General features: G+C 60.8%; 19 protein-coding genes and 1 riboswitch. Of the genes, 10 read left to right on the top strand and 9 right to left on the bottom strand.

The window, feature by feature from the left end:
* Window positions 1–5 precede the first annotated feature (5 nt).
* The gene (locus EIC84_RS02185; protein ID WP_034361556.1) at window positions 6–512 is read right to left on the bottom strand and encodes a sigma-70 family RNA polymerase sigma factor; all 507 of its coding nucleotides are present in this window, start codon (window positions 510–512) and stop codon (window positions 6–8) included.
* Between the two features lie 395 nt (window positions 513–907).
* Here EIC84_RS02185 and EIC84_RS02180 point away from each other — a divergent pair, with 395 nt between their 5' ends.
* A complete protein-coding gene (locus tag EIC84_RS02180; RefSeq protein ID WP_003062947.1) occupies window positions 908–2737 on the top strand; it encodes a sensor domain-containing diguanylate cyclase in 1830 nt (609 codons plus the stop codon).
* A gap of 220 nt (window positions 2738–2957) precedes the next feature.
* Here EIC84_RS02180 and EIC84_RS02175 read toward each other — a convergent pair whose 3' ends face one another.
* Entirely contained in the window at window positions 2958–3197 is a 240-nt protein-coding gene (locus EIC84_RS02175) for a DUF3820 family protein (RefSeq protein WP_003062948.1), read from the bottom strand.
* Between the two features lie 167 nt (window positions 3198–3364).
* On the opposite strand from EIC84_RS02175, the gene EIC84_RS02170 reads away from it, so the two are divergent.
* The gene (locus EIC84_RS02170) at window positions 3365–4150 is read left to right on the top strand and encodes a MetQ/NlpA family ABC transporter substrate-binding protein (protein ID WP_003055852.1); all 786 of its coding nucleotides are present in this window, start codon (window positions 3365–3367) and stop codon (window positions 4148–4150) included.
* A 243-nt stretch (window positions 4151–4393) separates the two neighbouring features.
* Here EIC84_RS02170 and EIC84_RS02165 read toward each other — a convergent pair whose 3' ends face one another.
* From EIC84_RS02165 to EIC84_RS02150, 4 genes are all read right to left on the bottom strand, one after another.
* Window positions 4394–6028: a SpoVR family protein gene (locus tag EIC84_RS02165; RefSeq protein WP_003062951.1), complete on the bottom strand. Its 1635-nt coding sequence runs from the start codon at window positions 6026–6028 to the stop codon at window positions 4394–4396.
* Window positions 6025–7293 (bottom strand): YeaH/YhbH family protein, encoded by a 1269-nt coding sequence (locus tag EIC84_RS02160; RefSeq protein WP_003062953.1) that lies wholly within the window; start codon window positions 7291–7293, stop codon window positions 6025–6027. Before EIC84_RS02160 ends, EIC84_RS02165 begins: the two co-directional genes overlap by 4 nt.
* A 76-nt stretch (window positions 7294–7369) precedes the next feature.
* On the bottom strand, window positions 7370–9292 hold the full coding sequence (locus tag EIC84_RS02155; protein WP_003062956.1) for a PrkA family serine protein kinase: 1923 nt from the start codon (window positions 9290–9292) through the stop codon (window positions 7370–7372).
* A 464-nt stretch (window positions 9293–9756) separates the two neighbouring features.
* On the bottom strand, window positions 9757–10656 hold the full coding sequence (locus EIC84_RS02150) for an EamA family transporter (protein ID WP_034351893.1): 900 nt from the start codon (window positions 10654–10656) through the stop codon (window positions 9757–9759).
* Window positions 10657–10744: 88 nt separating this feature from the next.
* On the opposite strand from EIC84_RS02150, the gene EIC84_RS02145 reads away from it, so the two are divergent.
* Entirely contained in the window at window positions 10745–11221 is a 477-nt protein-coding gene (locus tag EIC84_RS02145) for an Lrp/AsnC family transcriptional regulator (RefSeq protein ID WP_003062959.1), read from the top strand.
* Window positions 11222–11385: 164 nt separating this feature from the next.
* Entirely contained in the window at window positions 11386–11694 is a 309-nt protein-coding gene (locus tag EIC84_RS02140; RefSeq protein ID WP_003062961.1) for a hypothetical protein, read from the top strand.
* 58 nt (window positions 11695–11752) lie between these two features.
* Here EIC84_RS02140 and EIC84_RS02135 read toward each other — a convergent pair whose 3' ends face one another.
* Window positions 11753–12403, bottom strand: a complete 651-nt coding sequence (locus tag EIC84_RS02135) for a LysE/ArgO family amino acid transporter (protein WP_003062963.1) — start codon at window positions 12401–12403, stop codon at window positions 11753–11755.
* Between the two features lie 91 nt (window positions 12404–12494).
* On the opposite strand from EIC84_RS02135, the gene EIC84_RS02130 reads away from it, so the two are divergent.
* The gene (locus tag EIC84_RS02130; RefSeq protein WP_003062964.1) at window positions 12495–13415 is read left to right on the top strand and encodes an HTH-type transcriptional regulator ArgP; all 921 of its coding nucleotides are present in this window, start codon (window positions 12495–12497) and stop codon (window positions 13413–13415) included.
* A gap of 1 nt (window position 13416) precedes the next feature.
* On the opposite strand, the gene EIC84_RS02125 is transcribed toward EIC84_RS02130, so the two are convergent.
* Window positions 13417–13746 (bottom strand): hypothetical protein, encoded by a 330-nt coding sequence (locus EIC84_RS02125; RefSeq protein ID WP_003062965.1) that lies wholly within the window; start codon window positions 13744–13746, stop codon window positions 13417–13419.
* A gap of 14 nt (window positions 13747–13760) precedes the next feature.
* Entirely contained in the window at window positions 13761–14255 is a 495-nt protein-coding gene (locus EIC84_RS02120; RefSeq protein ID WP_003062966.1) for a DUF2721 domain-containing protein, read from the bottom strand.
* Between the two features lie 261 nt (window positions 14256–14516).
* Window positions 14517–14760, top strand: a riboswitch (cobalamin riboswitch).
* 156 nt (window positions 14761–14916) lie between these two features.
* Between EIC84_RS02120 and EIC84_RS02115 the strand changes: the two genes are divergently transcribed.
* From EIC84_RS02115 to EIC84_RS02095, 5 genes are all read left to right on the top strand, one after another.
* Window positions 14917–17049 carry a TonB-dependent siderophore receptor gene (locus EIC84_RS02115; protein ID WP_003062967.1) on the top strand — a complete coding sequence of 711 codons (2133 nt, stop codon included), beginning with the start codon at window positions 14917–14919 and terminating at the stop codon, window positions 17047–17049.
* 136 nt (window positions 17050–17185) lie between these two features.
* Entirely contained in the window at window positions 17186–18181 is a 996-nt protein-coding gene (locus EIC84_RS02110; RefSeq protein ID WP_003062969.1) for an ABC transporter substrate-binding protein, read from the top strand.
* A complete protein-coding gene (locus EIC84_RS02105) occupies window positions 18178–19314 on the top strand; it encodes an iron ABC transporter permease (protein WP_003062971.1) in 1137 nt (378 codons plus the stop codon). The genes EIC84_RS02110 and EIC84_RS02105 overlap by 4 nt, the downstream gene beginning before the upstream one ends.
* A complete protein-coding gene (locus EIC84_RS02100; protein ID WP_003062972.1) occupies window positions 19314–20129 on the top strand; it encodes an ABC transporter ATP-binding protein in 816 nt (271 codons plus the stop codon). Before EIC84_RS02105 ends, EIC84_RS02100 begins: the two co-directional genes overlap by 1 nt.
* Complete coding sequence (locus tag EIC84_RS02095) at window positions 20126–20956, top strand: (2Fe-2S) ferredoxin domain-containing protein (protein WP_003062975.1); 831 nt, start codon at window positions 20126–20128, stop codon at window positions 20954–20956. The genes EIC84_RS02100 and EIC84_RS02095 overlap by 4 nt, the downstream gene beginning before the upstream one ends.
* The last annotated feature ends 39 nt before the right edge of the window (window positions 20957–20995 follow it).

Raw genomic sequence — 20995 nt, 5'->3', positions numbered from 1 at the left:
TGCAGTCATTCCATCAACGCCAGACACTGCCTGAAAGCCTGGGCCATGTAGCGCTTGACGCTGGTCAGCGATACGCCCAGCTGCGAGGCGATATCGTCGTACTTCATGTCCTCCAGCTGCGAAAGCAGAAAAGTGCGCCGTACCAGCGGCGGCAAGGCATCAAGCATGGCATCTATCTCATGCAGGGCCTCCAGCACCAGGGCCCGGTGCTCCGGCGACGGTGCTTCAGGTTCCGGCAACAGGGCCAAAGCCTCCAGATAGGCACGCTCCAGCGCCTGCCGCCGGCACCAGTTGACAAGCACCCCTTTGGCCACGGTGGTCAGATAAGCACGCGGCGACTCTAGACGCGGCGGCTCACGCACGCCCAGGATACGGACAAAAGTGTCTTGCGTCAGATCTGCTGCGTCAAAGGCATTGCCGACCTTTCGGCGCAACCAGCCCTGCAACCAACCGTGATGATCTGTGTAAAGCGCTGCGACTTCACGATGGGAGGCTGTTTCGACAACGGGCATGGTGCAATGGGAATAGATCTCAAAAAGACCTCAAATGATATCAATTCTCATTTCAGATTTTCTCAAGGCCTTCACTATTTCCGCATATGCTTCAGAGCCCTCATCTGCCGGAACGCATCGCCTTGTGCCCGCGACAAGCATGGAGAAAGGGCTCGCCCCTGCACAATCACGCACCAGGAACACATCGATGCCTGGAGCCCCACTTCTGGCCATTCGCGCAGGCGGCGCCCCTCTCGGGAGCATGCTCGCAGCAAGCTCCCGACACCTGCTGGATGATTGCAAGACTATTGCGCTGTTGAGCTCTGCGATGCTTTACTCGGCAGGTGGTTGATGCAAGTGTCCGGAACCGAGCCGTTTCCGACCCAGGTTGGTATTCAAGGACCTCAAGAATCAAGATGACAAGCTTTCGCTCTCACAAGCTTTTGCATCGCATCGTGCTCGGCAACCTGCTGGTAGCGGCCTTGCTGTGCTTTGCCACCTGGCTTGGCGTGCATGCCAATTACCGCGCGGACATGGACCTGGGAGTAGCCGTCACCAGGCACCAAGCGCGCAGCCTGAGCTTGGAGCTGGCTGCAGAGGTGCGACTGGTGGACAACGCTCTGTCATCGATTGCCAGTCGTTACCGCGCACGCAGCCTTGACGGACTTTCCGCGGCCAACTTTGCCTTGTACGAAATGCTTCAGGAACAGCGTGCCCTGATTCCTTTTGTCACCGCCCTGCGCATCACAGACAGTGCTGGCGAGGTACTCATCACTCCCAGCGAAATTGATGTGCCGTTTTCAGTGGCGGAACGCGCCTATTTCGCTCAAGCCCGCGAAACGGACCGAATGGTGGTGTCCGAGCCTCTGATCAGCCACTCCTTCGGAAAATGGTCTATCGTGCTGGCAAGGCGTCTTCAGGCCGAGGGCGGCCAGTTTCAGGGCATCGTCTATGCCATTGTCGCGGCCGAACATTTTCACCAGCTATTCCAGCGCCAGTCGTTCGGCACCAGCAGCGCCATGGCATTGCGCACCGATCAGGCACTGCTGGTCGCGCGCTATCCGGCTGCAAGCCAGGATGCCGACGCAGGTATCGGCAAGGCCGCTGTCTCGTCCGAATATCACCAGGCCATCAGCCGCAACAGCGAGGAAGGCTGGTACATCACACCGACCCTGATCGATGGCGTGGAGCGCATCACGGCCTACCATCGGCTGCCCGGATATCCTCTGACGGTGTTTACCGGGCTGGGTACGGAAGCCTATATGGTCATGTGGCGCGCCTCCGCCTGGCGTGCATGGGGTCTCGCCGGCTTGTGCATTGCCCTGATTGCTTTGGGTTCGGTAGCCCTGTACCGGCTGCAGCAGCGTGAACGCCGCATCCGCAAAGAGCAGGAACTGGTCATCAACAATGACCTGATCGGCATGGCTCGCCTGCGCGAGCGCAAGATCGTCTGGACCAACCCCGCCATGCGCCGTCTGCTCAAGCAGCCAGCAGCTGCACTGCAGGGCGCATCCACGCGCATGCTTTACCCCGACGAAGCCTCCTACAGGCGTATCGGCGAAAAAGCCTATGGCTCTTTGCTGGCTCGGGGCAAATTTCACGCGCAGTTCCAGGTGCAGAATGCCGAGGGCAAGCTTTTGTGGGTGGATGCATCCGGCACACTGCTGAATGCCGAAGAGTCGCTGTGGATTCTGGTGGACATCGACGCCCTCAAGCGAGGCGAACAAGCCGCCAATCACCTTGCCAACCACGACGCTCTGACGGGTCTGGCGAACCGCCGAGCACTTGAGGAAACGCTGAACCAGGAGCTGGCAGACGGCCAGATGCTTGCCGTGTGCTTCATGGATCTGGATGGTTTCAAACAGGTCAACGACACCCAGGGTCACGACGCAGGCGATGAGGTTTTACGTGTGGTAGCTGCCCGACTGACGGCCCAGGCCCGTGCCGGCGACTGCGTTGCCCGCCTGGGCGGCGATGAGTTCGTGGTGCTGCTATCGGGCTTGCACACTCCCGGTGAGGCCATGTCTGTCATGAAGCGCTGCATGGAAGCCGTGCGCCAGCCCATTGCACTGAATGGTGGAGTGATGGTGCAAGTCGGCAGCAGCATCGGTATCTCCATCAGCACCGCAGATAGTTCCTCGGCCAACCTGATGCAGAGTGCGGACGAGGCCATGTACTCGGCCAAACATGCAGGCAAGGGACGCATTGTTCAGCATTCGGACCTCTCGCAGGACTCCGAGGCTTGAGGCCGCACCCTGCGACCAGCTGCATCTATACATATCCAGAGCCTAGGATTGACAACGCCTTCGAGGCCAAAGCAGGTCATTTTGGAGACTCGCGGCCTGGCCGCAGTCGGCCAAGCCCAAGGGCCAGTCACCCGCTTCCGGCCAAAGGCAAACTGCCAGGGCTTTTGCAGGCCCGCCTGCCGCATATTCATCTGGCCGACCGCAGCCAGCCCTCTCTTGCCTATTCCTGTGCTCTTGGCGGCAGCCCTGCAGCCTTGCGAATGGGCTCCAGCAAGGCGCTGAGTCCGTTGTGGTCAAGCTCCTGCATCAAGGCCAGCAACTGACCGATCTCGCCCTTGGGAAAGCCCTCGCGGGCAAACCAGTTGAGGTAGTTGCCGGGCAGATCGGCAATCAAACGGCCCTTGTACTTGCCATAAGGCATAGGCACGCGCACCAGGCGCTCCAGCATTTCGGGATTCATGGCAGTCAATCGAAATCAGATTTTGTATAAAAAACGACGCTCTTATAACCAAATAAGAAAAATGTCCTGCAGACGTCGGTACACGGCACTAGACTATGCACCTTAGTTCGCTGCGGTCCAGATGAGGCCCGGAATTTATTGCAACTTGCTGAAGAAGGTCAGAACCAATGTTGAAGAAAGCTCTTTCTGCTATCGCTATTGCCACTCTGGCGCTGTCGGCCCAGGCTGCTGACGTGCTCAAGGTGGGCGCCACGGCCGTTCCTCACGCCGAAATCCTCAATCACATCAAGCCCGCACTGAAGGCTCAGGGCATCGATCTGGAAATCAAGGAGTTCAGCGACTACGTGCAGCCCAATGCTGCCGTGGAAGACAAGCAGCTGGATGCCAACTTCTTCCAGCACCAGCCCTATCTGGACAGCTACAACAAGGACCGCAAGACCTCGCTGGTGGCCGTACCCAACGGCAAGGTTCATGTGGAGCCCTTCGGTGCCTACTCCAGCAAGATCAAGAACATCAAGGATCTGAAGAATGGCGCTACCGTGGCCATTCCCAACGACCCCTCCAACGGCGGCCGTGCACTGATTCTGCTGGCCAAGCATGGTCTGATCGAGCTCAAGGATCCCAAGAGCCTGACCCCCACTGCTCTGGACGTCGTCAAGAACCCCAAGAAGCTGAAGTTCAAGGAACTGGAAGCGCCTTTGCTGCCCCGCGCACTGGCTGATGTCGACCTGGCCCTGATCAACACCAACTACGCAATCGAAGCCAAGCTCAACCCCACCAAGGATGCCCTGTTCATCGAAGGTGCCGATTCGCCCTACACCAATATCGTGGTGGCCCGCAAGGATCGCGCCAACGGCGCCGACATTGCCAAGCTGATGAGCGCTCTGCACTCTGCAGACACCAAGAAGTTCATTCAGGAAAAGTACAAGGGCGCCGTGGTTCCCGCGTTCTGATTCGCAAAGGCCTTAGAAATGTTGGTGCCCCCCATCCTCTACAGGGGATGACGGTCGCGCTGCGAAGAGCACGGTGGGCACAGGCACCTGCTGTGGCCCCGGGGCCGGACAGAACCGGCCGCCGGCCACACTTGACGACCTGACTCAGAAAAAAGCGCTGCTTCTGCAGCGCTTTTTCTTTTGATTTGATAGCTTATAGCGCTTTACAGGCAAGGGTTTATAGCAACTTCCACTTGAGATTTCTCAATGCGAGGGTGCAGGCACCGAGTGCAGCAAAACCGGTGTCTCGCCATCGCCGTTGACGCTTTCCAGATGCACGCCAAATCCCCACAGGCGAGCCACATGCTTGAGAACCTCCTGTGCATCTTCTGCCAGCGGCCTGCCCTGGTACTGGGTATGCCGCAGAGTAAGACTGCGGTCGCCGCGCAGATTCACGCTCCAGGCCTGAATATTGGGTTCGCGCGTCCCCAGGTCGTATTGCTGAGACAACAACTGGCGCAGTGTGCGGTAGCCATCTTCATCGTGAATGGCACTGACCAGAACATCACGTTCCTCAGGGTCATCGTGCAGAGAGAACAAACGCATGTCGCGTATCAGGTGCGGGCTCAGAAACTGGCCGACAAAGCTCTCGTCCTTGTAATTGCGCATGGCGTGGTGCAGCGCCGGCAGCCAGGGCGTACCAGCCATGTCGGGAAACCAGCGGCGATCTTCCTCGGTCGGCTTTTCGCAGATCCGCCGAATATCACGGTACATGGCAAAGCCCAGCGCATAAGGATTGATGCCGCTGAAGGCCCGGTGGCCAGCGGGCGGCTGGTAGATCACATTGGTATGCGATGACAGCCACTCCAGCATCACGCCATCGGTCAGCCAACCCTCGTCATACAGAGTGTTGAGCAATGTGTAATGCCAGAAGGTGGCCCAGCCCTCGTTCATCACCTGAGTCTGGCGCTGCGGATAGAAATACTGGGCGATCTTGCGCACGATGCGCACGATCTCTCGTTGCCAGGGTTCGAGCAAGGGAGCGTTCTTCTCGATGAAATAGAGGATGTTCTCTTCGGGCTCTCTGGGAAAGCGCTCGCTGCCTTGCGTCGTGCTGTCCTTGTCCTTGTCCCTTCGGGCAGGAAGCGTGCGCCACAGCACATTGACCTGTTGCTGCACATAGGCTTCACGTGCCTCTCTCTCGGCGCGCTCGCGCGACAGGCTTTTATGCGAGGGACGGCAATAGCGGTCCACACCAAAGTTCGACAACGCATGGCAGGAATCCAGCAACTGCTCCACGGTGTCGAAGCCATAGCGTTCCTCGCATTGCGCCACATAGTCGCGCGCATAGACGAGATAGTCGATGATGCTGCCCGCGTCGGACCACATGCGAAACAGATAATTGTTCTTGAAAAAGCTGTTGTGTCCATAGGCCGCATGCGCAATCACCAGGGCCTGCATGGCCGTGCTGTTCTCCTCCATCAGATAGCTGATGCAGGGGTTGGCATTGATGACGATCTCATAGGCCAATCCCATATGGCCTCGTCGGTAGCGGCGCTCCGTGGCCAGAAACTCCTTGCCATAGCTCCAGTGCCGGTAATTGACCGGCATGCCCACGCTGGAATAGGCATCCATCATCTGCTCGGCCGTGATGATCTCCAGCTGATTCGGATAGGTATCCAGGCCGTAGCGCTCAGCCGTGGCAGCAATCGCCGCGTGATACTGTTCGATCAGCTCGAAAGTCCAGTCGCTGGGGTCGGGCAAGGGAGACGCCGGTCGCTGGGATGCCATCAAAGGTGCCTGCGGCACATCGCGAAAGCGCGGCTCCCCCTGGGCATGCGAATTTCCGGCCTTTCTGCTGGCGCTGAGATCCAGCACGGGATAGAGATTGAGGTTCATATCGATACCCCATCCTTCTTGAAGAGATCGCGGAACACCGGGTAGATCTCGTTGGCCGCCGATACCTTGCGCATGGCGAAATGGGGGAATAGCGGCAGCAGGCGGCTGTACTCTTCCCAGAGACTCTGCTCCTCGAGCACCACTTGCAGGTAAGCGTAGTAGCGCACCAGCGGCAATATTCTTTCGGCCAGAAGGCTGTGGCATTTGCCGCCGTCGTCGCTGAAGTTGTCGCCATCGCTGGCCTGGGCGACATAGATATTCCAGTCGTTGACCGGGTAGCGGGCCCTGATGATCTGTTCGAGCAGGACCAGCGCGCTGCTGACTACCGTGCCGCCGCTTTCCGTGGAGTGAAAGAACTCGTCTTCGGTGACTTCCGCCGCCTGGGTGTGGTGGCGGATGAAAACAATCTCGATCTTGTCGTAATGCCTTGTGAGAAACAGATACAGCAGGATGAAAAAGCGCTTGGCCAGCTCCTTGCGCTCCTGATCCATGGAGCCGGACACGTCCATCACGCAGAACATCACGGCCTGGCTGCTGGGCACGGGCACCTTGCTGCGATTGCGAAAGCGCAGATCCAGTTGCTCCAGGAAAGGCACTGCGCCGATACGCTCACGCAAGGTATCGATACGGCGTTGCAGCTCGGCGACTGACTCACTGGTGCCGTCATCCTGCGCCAGCAGAGCTTCAAGCTGTTCTTCCAGTACCTTGAGCTCACGGTGCGGAGCTTTGGTCAGCGCAATGCGCCGCCCCAGGGCGCCGCGCATCGTGCGCACCAGCGCCAGATTGCTGGGCGTGCCGTCATGGCTGTAGCCGGCGCGCCTTGTCTTGTATTGCAAGGTATTGCCGATGTGGTTGCGCAGCAGGCGCGGCAGCGCCAGATCTTCAAAGAAAAGCTCCATGAACTCTTCCTTGGTCAAGGTGAAAGTGAAGTCATCCTGCCCCTCACCGCTATCACTGGCCTGCGACCCCGAACCGCCGCCCCCACCAGGCGGCCGGGCAATGCGGTCACCGCGCACATGCTCGCGATTGCCAGGCAGCACCATATCGCGGATACCGCCCTGACCATGCCTGAAGACCGGCTCCTGAATGTCCTTTTTCGGAATGGTGATGCTTTCCGCCTGATCGATATGGCGGATGTCGCGCGCAGACACGGCTTTGCGCACCGCCTCCGCGATCTGCTCTTTGAAACGCCGCACAAACCGCTCGCGGTTGCCCACCGATTTATTCTTGCCTGCGAGCCTGCGGTCGATGATATGCAGTGCCATCTGTGCTCCCATCTCCAGGGGCTGTTCTCAACTCAACCGTCCTGTCGGTGGCCGTGCCGGGCCACCGACACCGCTGTCAGCTGCTCTTGCGCACGCGCAGATACCACTCGCAAAGCAGACGCACTTGCTTGGGCGTATAGCCCTTGGCTTCCATGCGAGTGACGAAGTCCTCATGCTTGCGCGCATCTTCGGCACTGGCCTTGGCGTTGAAGCTGATCACCGGCAGCAACTCCTCTGTGTTGGAGAACATCTTCTTCTCGATCACCACGCGCAGCTTCTCGTAACTGGTCCAGCTGGGGTTCTTGCCCTGGTTGTTGGCCCTGGCCCGCAGCACGAAGTTGACGATCTCGTTGCGGAAGTCCTTGGGGTTCGCAATGCCGGCCGGCTTTTCCACCTTCTCCAGCTCGGCATTGAGCGCATTGCGATCGAACACCTCGCCGGTATCGGTGTCGCGGTATTCGCTGTCCTGAATCCAGTAATCGGCGTAGGTGACGTAGCGGTCAAAGATATTCTGACCGTACTCGCTATAGCTCTCCAGATAGGCAGTCTGGATTTCCTTGCCGATGAACTCGGCATAGCGCTGGGACAGATATTCCTTGATGAAACCTATGTACTTGGTCTCCAGCTCGGCCGGAAATTGCTCGCGCTCGATCTGCCGCTCCAGCACATACATCAGGTGCACGGGATTGGCCGCCACTTCGGTGCTGTCGTAATTGAAGACCTTGGCCAGTATCTTGAAGGCAAAGCGGGTGGAGATGCCCTCCATGCCCTCGTCCACGCCCGCGTAGTCACGGTATTCCTGATAGCTCTTGGCGCGCGGATCAGTGTCCTTGAGACTTTCGCCGTCATAGACCTGCATCTTGCTGAAGATGCTGGAGTTCTCTGGCTCCTTGAGGCGCGTGAGCACGGAGAACTGCGCCATCATCTTGAGCGTGCCAGGCGCGCAGATGGCGTTGGCCAGCGAAGACTCCCGGATCAGCTTCTCGTAGATGCGGACTTCCTCGCTCACGCGCAGGCAGTAAGGCACCTTGACAATGTAGATACGATCGAGAAACGCCTCGTTGTTGCGGTTGTTGCGGAAGGCCTTCCATTCGCTTTCATTGCTGTGCGCCAGCACCACGCCGTCAAACGGAATCGCGCCAAAGCCTTCCGTGCCCTTGTAATTGCCTTCCTGCGTGGCCGTCAGCAGGGGGTGCAGCACCTTGATCGGAGCCTTGAACATTTCCACGAACTCCAGCAGGCCCTGATTGGCCAGGCACAGGCCACCCGAGTAGCTGTAGGCGTCGGTGTCGTCCTGCGAAAAGTTCTCCAGCTTGCGGATGTCCACCTTGCCCACCAGGCTGGAAATATCCTGGTTGTTCTCATCGCCGGGCTCGGTCTTGGCAATGCCTATCTGCTTGAGGATGCTGGGGTAGCGTTTGACCACTCGGAACTGGCGAATGTCTCCGCCGAACTCCTCCAGCCGCTTCACGGCCCAGGGCGAGAGTACATGCTGCAGACTGCGACGCGGAATGCCGAACTCGTCTTCCAGCACCGGGCCGTCTTCCACGGGGTCGAACAAACCCAGTGGCGACTCGTTCACAGGCGATCCCTTGAGCGCGTAGAACGGTGCCTTTTGCATCAGGTATTTGAGACGCTCTGCAATCGAGCTTTTACCGCCGCCCACAGGTCCCAGCAGATAGAGAATCTGTTTGCGTTCCTCCAGGCCCTGGGCCGCATGGCGAAAGAAGCTCACCACCTGCTCGATGGCATCTTCCATGCCGTAGAACTCAGAGAATGCGGGATAGCGGCGGATGACCTTGTTGGCAAACAGACGCGACAGCACGGGATCGTTGCGGGTATCCACCATTTCGGGTTCACCGATGACGGACAGCATGCGCTGTGAGGCTCCGGCGTAGGCCATGGGATCACGCTGGCAAAGGCTAAGGTACTCGTCCAGCGACATTTCTTCTTCACGCAGGCGAACGTAGCGTGCTGCGGAATTGCTGATGACATCCATATGACCTCCCGTGGCGGCACCAGGGCTCGAATCAGTGCCGCAAAGTTGCAAGGCATTCGTTACCGTGTGCGTCCGTTGTAGCACCTCGCTCCTAATTTGAATAGACCGAGATTCCTACAAATACGCAGTAGCCACGACAGCCAAAACCGCAAACCGGATAGCGCAAAAATCGGTCAAAAAATATGACTCGAAATGAGCATAGAAGCCTGTCCTCATGGAAGCAATAAAGCCCCCTATCTATCTGCCATCATTCAAGATTTCGACGACTAGCAAAACTGATCGGAACATTGCTTTACAGGTAATCTGGGTGGCAACAAAAAACGCTGCACAAGCAGCGTTTCGAACAATTGCAGCTACAGAAAACAGAGCTTGCCGCTCAAATTCCAAGGGTTATTCACTAGAAATATTTCGGCAAAGCATTGATGAGCAAGCGCTAGCAGCATCTCTTTTCATAGCATGGGTATTCATCCGGAAGTGGCTGCCGAAGCATCCACCACGGGCGATTTGGTACCTGCGCGCGTCACGGCGCTGCCCATGGCCGCAGCCATGATGCAGGCAATGGCGGTCCACTGCGTGGCCGTCAGGTTCTCGCTGAGCAGCAGCATGCCCATCAGTGCTGCAATGGCCGGCTCGGTCGCCAGCGCGATGCCGAAGGTGGCAGGCGGCAGACGGCGCAGAGCCAGCATTTCCAGTGAGTAAGGCAAGGCACTGGAGATGGCCGCCACCATCAGCCCGAACAGCAGAATCGACGGCGTCAGCAACTTGACTCCAGCCTCTGCCACACCAAACGGCACCACCACCAACGCCGCGCACAGCAAGCCCAGGGAGACGGCCTGGCCGCTGGGGATATGGCCCAGCCTGCGCCCCAGCACGATGTAGGAGGCCCAGCAGATGGCAGCTCCGAGTGCGCAGGCAATACCCACCGGGGACAGGTGGAGGCCCGAAGCACTGCCACCCAGAGGAAGAATCAAGGCCAGGCCGACAACCGCCAGCGCCAGCCAGATGAAGTCCAGCGCGCGGCGTGAGTAGTAGATGGCAACGGCCAGCGGTCCTGAAAACTCGATGGCCACGGCCAGGCCAAACGGAATATCGCGCAGCGCCATGTAGAACATCAGATTCATGCCGCCCAGTGCCATGCCGAAAACCAGCAGAGCCAGTGCCTGCTGACGGTTGAGCGACCAGCGCCAGGGCCGCCAGACGCACACCAGAATCAACGCGGCAAAACCCACTCGCAGTGCCGATGTACCCTGGGCACCAATCAAGGGAAACAGCTGCTTGGCCAGCGAAGTCCCCAACCCGAGTGCAGTGACCGAGCCCAATACGGCCAACACGGGCCACCAATGATTCCAGCTGTTTTTTGACATAGGTGGGTACGATATTGCATGTCACCCGCGAAATTTGCTCGTTTTCAGCCCTGAATCTGCAAGTTTCGCTCTCAACCCATCCAACACCATGCCTGCTGCCGACCTGGACTCCTTTGACCACGCGATTCTTGCCCTGCTCCAGCGTGACAACCTCATGCCGCAGCGTCTGATTGCTGAGCACATCAACCTCTCGGCCCCAGCCGTGCAGCGGCGCATCAAACGATTGCAGGAAACCGGGGTGATTGCCGCCAATGTGGCCGTGCTGGAGCCCGTCAAGGTGGGCCGCACGCTGACTGCGGTCATCACCGTGCAGTTGGTCAATGACAGGCCGGATCTGTCGCGCGGCTTCAGGGCGCGTATCGCCGACGAAGCGGCTGTGCAGCAGTGCTTCTATGTGACGGGCGAAACCGACTACATCCTGGTCGTCACGGCAACCGACATGGATGATTACCAGGCCATCTGCAAACGCCTGTTCGAAGGGGACGAAAACATTCGCCGCTACAGCACCTCGATCGCGCTGGAGCGCATCAAGACAGGTCTGCAGCTGCCGTTGTCTGCGCCATAAGGCGGTTCCGCCGTGCGACCGCCCGGCCGGAGTTGATGCAGGACGAGGTCTGCCTTTTGTCATGGAGGTTGGCACTGGCGCCACCGGAAACAAAATGCAACAATTACGTCATAAACCGGCTCAGATTCCGCACACAAACAAGAGTCCACTCTTGAGGAGACACGATGAACGCTTCTTCCGCCACCTCGCCCGATATGGCCACGCTGGTTGCCGATCGCACTCTGGACAAATATGCCAAGGACTACTTCCCCCGGCGCGAGCAAGTGACGATTGCCTTTCGTGGCGACATTGCCGAGAGGCACAACTATGACAAGATCCGCCCGCTCTCCGAAGCCCAGCGCCATGGCAGGCATATTGTGGTGATCGAGGGCCAGAGCCAGAAGACCGGAGCCACAGGCCACTACCGCATTGAATGCAATAGCTGGAACCTCATCGAAGCCGTGGGTCTGTGGGAACAAGCCGCAGAGGCTTGAAACCCGATGTGGGGGTGTGAAAGAGCTTGCAATGAATGGCGCTGGCGCAACTTGAGACTCAAATCTCCATTCCCAAAGCGCTGTTTGCCACCCACCAGGCCAGACACAGCATCATCACACCGGTGATACCGTCCATGACGCGCCAGGCACCGGGGTTGGCAAACAAGTGCTTGAGACGGCGCCCCGCCATCGCCAGCAGCACAAACCAGAGGCAACTGGCCGAGGCTGCCCCCATCACGTAGGACCAGCGGCCCGCACCCTCCTGCTGGGCGCCAATCGAGCCCATCAGCAACACCGTATCCAGGTACACATGAGGATTGAGCAAAGTGATGGCTGCCAGCGCAGCCAGCACGCTCATCATTCCGCGTGGTGCAGCCCTGCGCTCGCCGGCCTCCATGGCGGCATCCGGGGCCAGCCACATCCGCCGCAAGGCGAAAAGGCCATAGGCCAGCAAGAATGCGGCGCCACCTAGCGTCAGATACTGGGCCAATGCCGGATAGCTGGCCAGCATCTGCGCCATGCCGGCCACCCCCAGCGCAACCAGCAGCCCGTCGCTGAGCACACACAGAGCCACGCAGGCCTTCACATGTTCGCCATGCACTGCCTGTCGCAGCACATACAGGTTCTGGGCACCTATGGAAACGATGAGCGAAGCGCACACCGTAAAGCCTGCAATCCAGGCGGAATAGAAATTAGTTGTCATGTCCATGAGCCGCTGACTCCTCCAAACCGGCCCGGATTCTTGCTCTGCGCAACAATTAAGTAAAATTACATTTACTCAATTCAATGAAGAATTTCTAATGTTGGACTACGCGGGACTGGAAGCGCTTGCCGCCGTATTGCGCGAGGGAAGCTTCGAGCGTGCGGCGCGCAAGCTGCATGTCACCCCCTCCGCCATCTCCCAGCGCATCAAGCTGCTCGAGGAACGCGTGGGACAGGTGCTGGTGCTGCGCGGCACGCCTTGCACCGGCACGGAGGCCGGCCGACGCCTGTGCCTGCATGTGGAGCAGGTGGCGCTGCTGGAAAACGATTTGCGACGCAAGAACCCCGAGCTGGTCCCCGAAGGACAGACCGCCCTGCCCACGCTGAAGCTGGCGGTCAATGCCGACTCCCTGTCGACCTGGTTCATGGATGCCATGGCGGCCTTCACGCAGGATGGCAACGAGCTGCTGGACATCAGCATTGACGACCAGGACCACACGGCCAAACGCATCAAGGAAGGCGAAGTCATGGCCGCCGTCACGGCCACGGGCTCGGCGATTGCAGGCTGCAACACCTGGCCGCTGGGCCGCATGCGCTATATCGCCGTGGCCAGCCCGGAGTTTGTGCAGCGCCACCTGGCCCAGGCCGAGTCGGATCGGGAGCTGGCCCAGATGCTGGCCAAGGCGCCAATGATGTACTACGGCCGCAAGGACAGCCTGCAGGACCAATGGCTGCACGGCCTGGGGCTGGACGGACGGCGCAACAATGCGCGTCACTTTCTGCCCTCCAACCAGGGCTACACACGTGCCGTGGAACTGGGCATGGGCTGGGGCATGCACCCGGCCCAGCTGATCACCCCGCAGCTGGCCAGTGGCGATTTGACGGAACTGCTCCCGGGCAGAGATCTCCACATCCCCATGTACTGGGCCCATACCCGCAATGCCCAGGCCAGCCTGCAACGCCTGACCGACTGCATCATCCATGCCGCAGCTGCCTGGCTGGAGCCCATGAAGGACTAGCTCAGTCTGCTGAAGACTTTTTCAGGCCGTAATAGAACACCCAGGCAGCCGCCAGGTAGAGAAAGGGATAAAGCGCCAGATAAGGCACCAGATGCAGATAGGCCGACCATCGGTCGGCCGCGAAAAAGCTTGCATACACCAAGGCCGCAAGCAATGCCCCGCTACCTGCCAGCAGGCCGGCATAGGCCAGCAAGGTGGTCATACGCAAGACCGGCCTGCCGCGCTCGACCAGCAGCAACCGGCCCGAACACAGCTGCACGGGAATCTGATAGAGGCGAGCAAGTGCCATCAGAAAGACGATGGGCACCAGGATCAGAGGCAGGAAAAACATGCCTCACAGCGCAATCAGGGGCGATGCTCGGACTCCACATGGCGCACGGCCGCCCTGGCCTGGGTGAGCATATGAAAGTCCAGAATGCGTGTCGCCATGATGGTCTCCCAGAGGAAGCAGCACAGCGCCAGCACAAAGGCCAGCACCCCAAGCAGAAAGCTGAAAACGGCATAGCCGTGGCCGCTGACACCATAGGCCTGGCCCACGAACAGCAGCACGATGGTCAGCCCTATGCACATGCCGCACAGCGTCAGCAGCGCGATGGAGACGTTGGCCAGCCGCCCGCGCTCGCGCAGAAAATGCAGCTCCTTGAGATGGCGGGCGATCAGATCGTGATCGTCCAGGGTGCGCAGGCTTTCCTCCAGCTTGCGGGCCCGGTCAATGATGCGGGCCAGCCGCCCCGCTACGGAGCCAATCATGCCGGCCACGGCAGTCAGAAAAAAAACCGGCGCAACAGCGAGCTGAATGCTGTGGGTGACGGTCTGTGCGTCGATGGACCAGATGCTCATGGTGTCCTCAAAATCAGGGGGCTGTCTCAGCCTCTATTTTTATGCACAAATATCAGCTCAGCTTTGACTGAATTCACTCACAAAACAGCCACGGCTGCTTTTCTACTGCGCCAGATGTTTGACGGCAATTGGCATGCCTGCCGCAATGCCGGTGCTGGCCCTGCGTCTGTCCTTGTCGCCATGGATCCCGCCTCGTAGGCACTACCGATGGCTGCTGCTATATAATTTTTCGCGAACGATCTTTCAGACTACGGTCTGCCAAGCTTGTTCAACGTAGCAGGTGCCCGATGTTTCATCGGGTTAAACGGGAACAAGGTTCAAAGCCTTGGCTGCCCCCGCAACGGTAAGCAGATCAATCCACTTCACGGCTTTTGCACCAGCAAGAGCCAGTCACTGGCGTTCTACGTGGCCTCTTCAAGAGGTGCGCGGCAGCGCTGGGAAGACGAAGTGGCATGCCTCGCGCAATCTGCCAGCCCGGATACCGGCCTGTTAAGCGCTGACCGTCCGGGTGCAACTCCGGCAGTCGGCATTTGCAACGACCGTCTGCGGGGAGCAGCGTGACGGCAACTGATCGGCGACAGGCGCGCACACCCAGGCGCACTCCGGACGCCGGTCATGGTCTCGTCACATGCATGCAGGCTGGTCAGTTCTCGCTGACGACATGAAATCTTTCGCCCTGCCTGCTGCCCTGATCGGCCTGGCACCTGCCTTGACCTTGGCCGCAGAACCTTCGGCCAACAGCTCAAGCCCCTCCACTTTCTCCTCGGCAGCACAACTGCCCACCGTACAGGTCACAGACAACGCCCCTGGCGGACTGGGTCTGTCGCAGCCAACAACATCGGGCAGCCGGACCGGTATCACCACCCGTGACCTGCCCGCCAGCCTCGACCATGTGGACGAGCAGACCTGGCAGGAGCGCGGTGACAGCCGCATGGCCGACATCATCGGCCGCACCGTGGGCATGACGCCACTGTCTGCCACCAGCTACAGCAGCCTGTCCTTCAGCACGCGCGGCTTCACCGGCACCAACTCGGTGGGCATCGCCGAAGACGGCGTGCGCCTGAGCGTGGCCTCGTCGACCACGCCCTACCCTGCCAACAGCTGGGGCTATGAGCGCGTGGAAGTGCTGCGCGGCCCTGCCTCCATCGTCTATGGCACGGGTACCGTGGGCGCCACGGCCAATGTGGTGCGCAAGCAGCCCAGCAAGGAGACGGTGCGCGAAGTACTGGTCGGGGCCGGCTCGCACGGTACGGCCAAGCTTGGTCTGGGCATGGGCGGCGCGCTTAGCGACACGCTGAGCTACCGCCTGGATGCCTATGGCCACCACACAGGTGGCGAGCACGACATGAGCCACGCCAGCGGCGGCAAGCTGATGAGCACGCTGCGCTGGCAGCCTACGGCGGCCCTGCGCATGGAACTGCTGGCCGATGTCAGCGACGAAAAACCTGCACGCTATTTCGGCACGCCCACCGTGAACGGTGCCATCGTGCCCGAGCTGCTGGGACGCAACTTCAACACCGCTGACAGCGATATCCGCATCAAGGACAAGCGCGTGCGCGCCCGTGCCCAGTACCAGGTCAACGACTGGCTGAGCGTGAGCAACGAGCTCTACCATTTCAAGGCCGATCGCTACTGGCGCAACATCGAAGCCTATAGCTACAACCCCAGCAAGCAGCAAGTGACGCTGGGTGACTATCTGGAGCTGGCCCACGATCTGGCCCAGACCGGCAATCGGCTGGAAACCACCATCCAGGCCGGTACACACAAAGTAGTAGCGGGCTGGGAGGTAAGCCGCGCCCGATTCAACTTTGCACGCAACGACTATGCGGGCAGCGCGACCATCGGCGTGAACGAGCCCTCGCTGGGCTACTGGCCCAATACTTCGCCCATGCTGCCAAGTTATCGCACTCAGGCTACCACGCATGACTTCTATGCCGAGGATGCCTGGACGCTGAGCGACAAATGGCTGCTGCTGGCCGGCATACGCCGCGCCCTCACGGACTTTGAACGCAATGATCTGGTGGGCAGCGGCTCCTTCGACAAACGTCTGAACGGCACGGCCTGGCGCCTGGGTCTGACGCACAAGCTCAGTGCCCAGACCAGCCTCTACGGCCAGCTATCCCAAGGCCATGACCCCGTCACCAATGTGCTGACCCTGAACCTGGGCAACAGCCCCTTCAAGCTGACCACGGCACGCCAGATCGAGCTGGGCCTGAAGCAGCAGTTCGCCCAGGGCCAGGGCGAGTGGACGGCCGCTGCCTATCGCATCGAGAAGAAAGACATCATCACGCGCGACCCAAACAACGCTTTGCTGTCCGTGCAAGGCGGCAAGCAAAGCTCGCAGGGGCTGGAGCTGAGCGCGGTGATGCGCCTGTCACCCAACTGGCGCCTTGAGGGTAATTACGCCTTTGTCGACGCCAAGTATGACCAACTGATCGAAGCTGGTGGCGCCGACCGCTCCGGCAAGCGTCCCACCAACGTGGCGCGCAACACCGCCAATCTGTGGGCCCACTACACCACCCATAGCACCCTGGGCCGCTGGCAGGCATCGCTGGGCGCACGTGCAGTGGGCAGCCGCTTTGCGGACAACGCCAACACCGCGCGCAGTGGCGGCTACACCGTCTGGGATGCTGCACTGAGCTGGCGTCCCCAGCCGCACAGCACCTATCGACTGACGCTGCGCAACCTGACGGACAAGCTCTACACCTACTCGGCCGTCTCCAGCGCCAGGGCGGCACAGGCTTACCCGGGTGAGGGGCGGCGCGTCGATCTCACGGCCGAGTTCACGTTCTAAGTGCCATGCATCACTTTGATATCAGTAGCTGCCTGCGCTTGTATTTTCTTGAGTTCAGACACTTTCAGCCATGAAGTCCTTTAAGTACATTCGCCAGCAGCTCCTGTTACTGAAGCAACCACTATGGTTTGTCGCGATGCTGGCTTCGGCAGCAGCGCTCAGCGCCTGCGGCGAAAGGCATCAGGCCGGCAGCATCCCGCAAGCCTCGACCAGCAAGGCGGCAAAAACAGCGCTCACCATCGATGTCTGCACCCAGCCCGTGGTCTATGACAAAGTTCCGCAGCGGGCCGTGGTGCACGGCATCAATCTGCTGGAGATGTTTCTTGCCCTGGGCCTGCAGGACAGGCTGGCGGGCTATGGCGGTCTGCGCGACATCAGCCGCCTGCCCACCGCCATGCAGCCGCTGCTGGCCGGCGTGCCCGATCTGTCCAGCCAGGGCATGAACCTGGAGACCTTGCTCAACGCCCAGCCGGACTTTGTCTTCAGCGGCTGGTCCTATGGCTTTAGACCCGGCCAGATCACTCCCGCCAGCCTCAAGGAGCTGGGCATTGCCAGCTATGTGCTCAGCGAATCCTGCATACGCCAGGTGGCTCGCGAGCGCGTTTCGCTGGAAGACACTTTCAACGACCTGCTCAACCTGGGCCGCATCTTTGACATTGAGGCACGCGCCCAGGCGCTGGTGGGCAAGCAGCGCGCCCAGTTGCAGCGCGTGACCGATGCCCTCCAGAACGTGAGCCACAAACCCAAGGTCTTTGTGTTTGACAGCGGCACAGACATCCCCGTCACCACGGGCCGCTATGCCATGCCCCAGGCCATGATCGAGGCCGCGGGCGCAACGAATATCTTTGACGATCTGGACAGCAGCTGGATGCGCGGCAACTGGGAAGACGTGATTGCCCGCGAACCGGACTGGATAGTCATCGTCGATAACGACAGACCCGTGGCCGATGGCAAACGCCAGTTTCTGCTGGCCAAGCCCGAGTTGGCCCACCTCAAGGCCATACGCGAGCAAAAGTTCGTGCTGCTGGAGTTTGCCGAGGCAACGCCAGGCCCGCGCAATGTCGCCGCCACCCAGCGCCTGGCCCATGCGCTGCACCCCGAGCAGATACCCGAGCAGGTGAGCGAGCCATGATGCAGACCGCCGAGCACCCAAGCAGTGCGGCTTCGGTCAGCGCCACCGCCAATGCTTTCTCGGCCCAGCGCCGTCAACTGGCACTGTGGCTGGCGGCGTTGATCGCGCTGCTGCTGCTTTCGCTCACGCTGGCCATTACGCTGGGGCCGGTGCGCATGGCGCCGCAACTGGCATGGCAGATCACGGCGCATGAAATAGGCCAGCAGCTCAACAACCTGGGCTTGAGCTTTGGTGGGTCCGGAGGTGACTGGACCGTGGCCCAGCAGCAAATCGTCTGGCGCGTGCGCCTGCCGCGCGTGCTGCTTGCCGCTCTGGCCGGAGCAGGACTGGCCGTGGTGGGCGTGGCCATGCAGGCCATGGTGCGCAACCCCTTGGCCGACCCCTATCTGCTGGGCGTGTCGTCTGGCGCTTCGGTAGGCGCGGTCAGCGTGCTGGCCTTTGGCACACTGGCGTTTGCGGGCGAGCTGGCCCTGCCGCTGGGCGCTTTTGGCGGTGCGCTGGCCGCCTGCACCACGGTGTATTTTCTCGCCCATGCCCGCGGCAGGCTATTGGCCTCGCGCCTGATTCTGGGCGGCGTGGCCATTGCCTACTGCCTGGGCGGCGTCACCAGCCTGATCGTGCTCACGGCCGATCAGCGCGAGCTGGCTAACTCGGTGCTGACCTGGACACTGGGCAGCCTGGCCGGCACGCGCTGGGACGAGCTGGGCCTGCCAGCCTTGCTGCTGCTGGCGGGCGTGGTGCTGCTGCTGACGCAGGCGCGCTCACTCAATGCCCTGCTCGCGGGCGAAGAAACCGCCATGACGCTGGGCGTGGACACCACGCGCACCAGGCGCTGGCTGTTTGTGCTGGTCTCCCTGGTCACCGGCGTGCTGGTGGCGCTGACAGGCCCAATCGGCTTTGTGGGCCTCATCGTGCCTCATGTCACACGCATGCTTGTGGGGGCCGAGCATCGCAGCGTGCTGCCCGTGGCGGCGCTGGTGGGCGCCATCTTCCTGGTCTGGGTCGATGTGTTCTCGCGCATCAGCTTTGCCCCGGCCGAGGTGCCTGTGGGCGTCATCACCTCGCTGCTGGGCGGCCCCTTCTTTGTCTGGATGCTGTGCCGCAAGAATGTCCGGGAAAGGCTGAGCCTGTGATGCTCCAAGCCCATCAAGCTCAGGCCCCCAACCACAGCGAGCTGCTTTTGCAGGCCAGTCAGCTCAACTTTCAGGCCGCTGCGGCGCATATCGTGCGTGATGTCAGCCTGCAGGTGGCGCGTGGCCAGTTCGTGGGCCTGCTCGGGCCCAACGGCAGTGGCAAGTCCACGCTGCTGCGCATGATCTACCGCATCCTCAGACCCGCCAGCGGCACGGTCTGTATGCAGGAGCGCGACGTCTGGCGGCACAGTGCCCGCGACAACGCCCGTGCCATGGCCGTGCTGGCACAGGAAAATGCCAACGAGTTCGATCTGCGCGTGCGCGATGTGGTGCTGATGGGACGCACGCCGCACCAAAGCGCCTTTGACAAAGACAGCGCGCAAGACTTTGCCATCGTCGCCCAGTCGCTGGCGCGGGTGCAGGCCCAGCCACTGGCCGAGCGCATGTTTTCCACGCTCTCGGGCGGTGAGAAGCAGCGCGTGCTCATGGCCCGCGCACTGGCCCAACAGGCGCCACTGCTGGTGCTGGATGAGCCCACCAACCACCTCGACGTGCGCCACCAGTTCGAGCTGATGAATCTGATTCGCGGCCTGAGCCTGACCACTTTGGCCGCTCTGCACGAGCTTCCGCTGGCCGCGCACTACTGCGACCGCATCTACCTTTTGCAGCACGGTGCACTGGTGGCGCAAGGCACTCCGACCGAGGTGCTGACGCCCGAGACCATTGCCCGTGTCTACGGCGTGCGCGCCCAGGTGCACACCAGCGCACGCACGGGCAAGCCCGTGATCGAATTCATGCCGGATGAGCTGTTATGACCCAGACCAGCACTGAGCCCACACCCTCTTTACCTGCAGCCAACGCCGGCCTGGCCATCGTACTGCTCAGCCGCGGTGCGGCCTATGCAGGCGGCCTGACGGAACTGAGCGATCTGGCAACGCAGCTTGAGGCCCGGCTGGCTGCCGCACAAACGCCTGTGCTGCGTGTGCAACCCGCCTTTGTGGACCGAGCACAGCCTGCCTTGCCCGAAGCGCTGGACCTGTGTGCCGATGCCGATCAGATCCTGATCTTGCCCGTCATGGTGCCCGACGAGCCTTCGCTGCGCCGCTGGCTGCACAAGCTCATCATGCGCTGGCGCGCCAAGCAACAGGCTGGAGGGCAACCCGGCAAACATGCCCCTCGCATCGTGTTTGCTCAACCCCTGCTGCAATTGCCAGCGTTGGCCGAGCTGCTGGCCGCCACCATTCCCAGCGCGCTGCAGCAGCCCGATGTGCCGCAATTGCTGGCCGATGGAGACTGGGAGCGCGACCCCAAAGCTTGGTCCCAAGTGCCGGAGCACCAGCACCATGTGCTGTGGTGCGTGGGCCCGCGCTGCGCGGCCAAGGGAGCCGTCGCGCTGTGGCCTCAACTGACACGCACCGTGCAGCAAAACCCGCTGCTCAAAAAGCAGGTGATGCTGCTGCAAACCAGTTGCCAGTACCCGTGCAACCACGGCCCGCTGATGATCGCCTACCCCGAAGGCGTGTGGTACGGCCCTATGGATGCCACGACGATCGAGTCCGTGCTGACAGCCCATGTGCGGCAGCATGACTGCCCCCACGAACACCTGCGAGTGCATGGGCCACAGCCCGCACTGCACGAATGAGTTTTACCTGTCGAATTTCCCTGTTGATCCCCATCCGGA

Source organism: Comamonas sp. A23, from assembly GCF_004522605.1.
Classification (GTDB): Bacteria; Pseudomonadota; Gammaproteobacteria; order Burkholderiales; family Burkholderiaceae_C; genus Comamonas; species Comamonas thiooxydans.
This window is presented reverse-complemented; position numbering and strand designations above follow the sequence as displayed.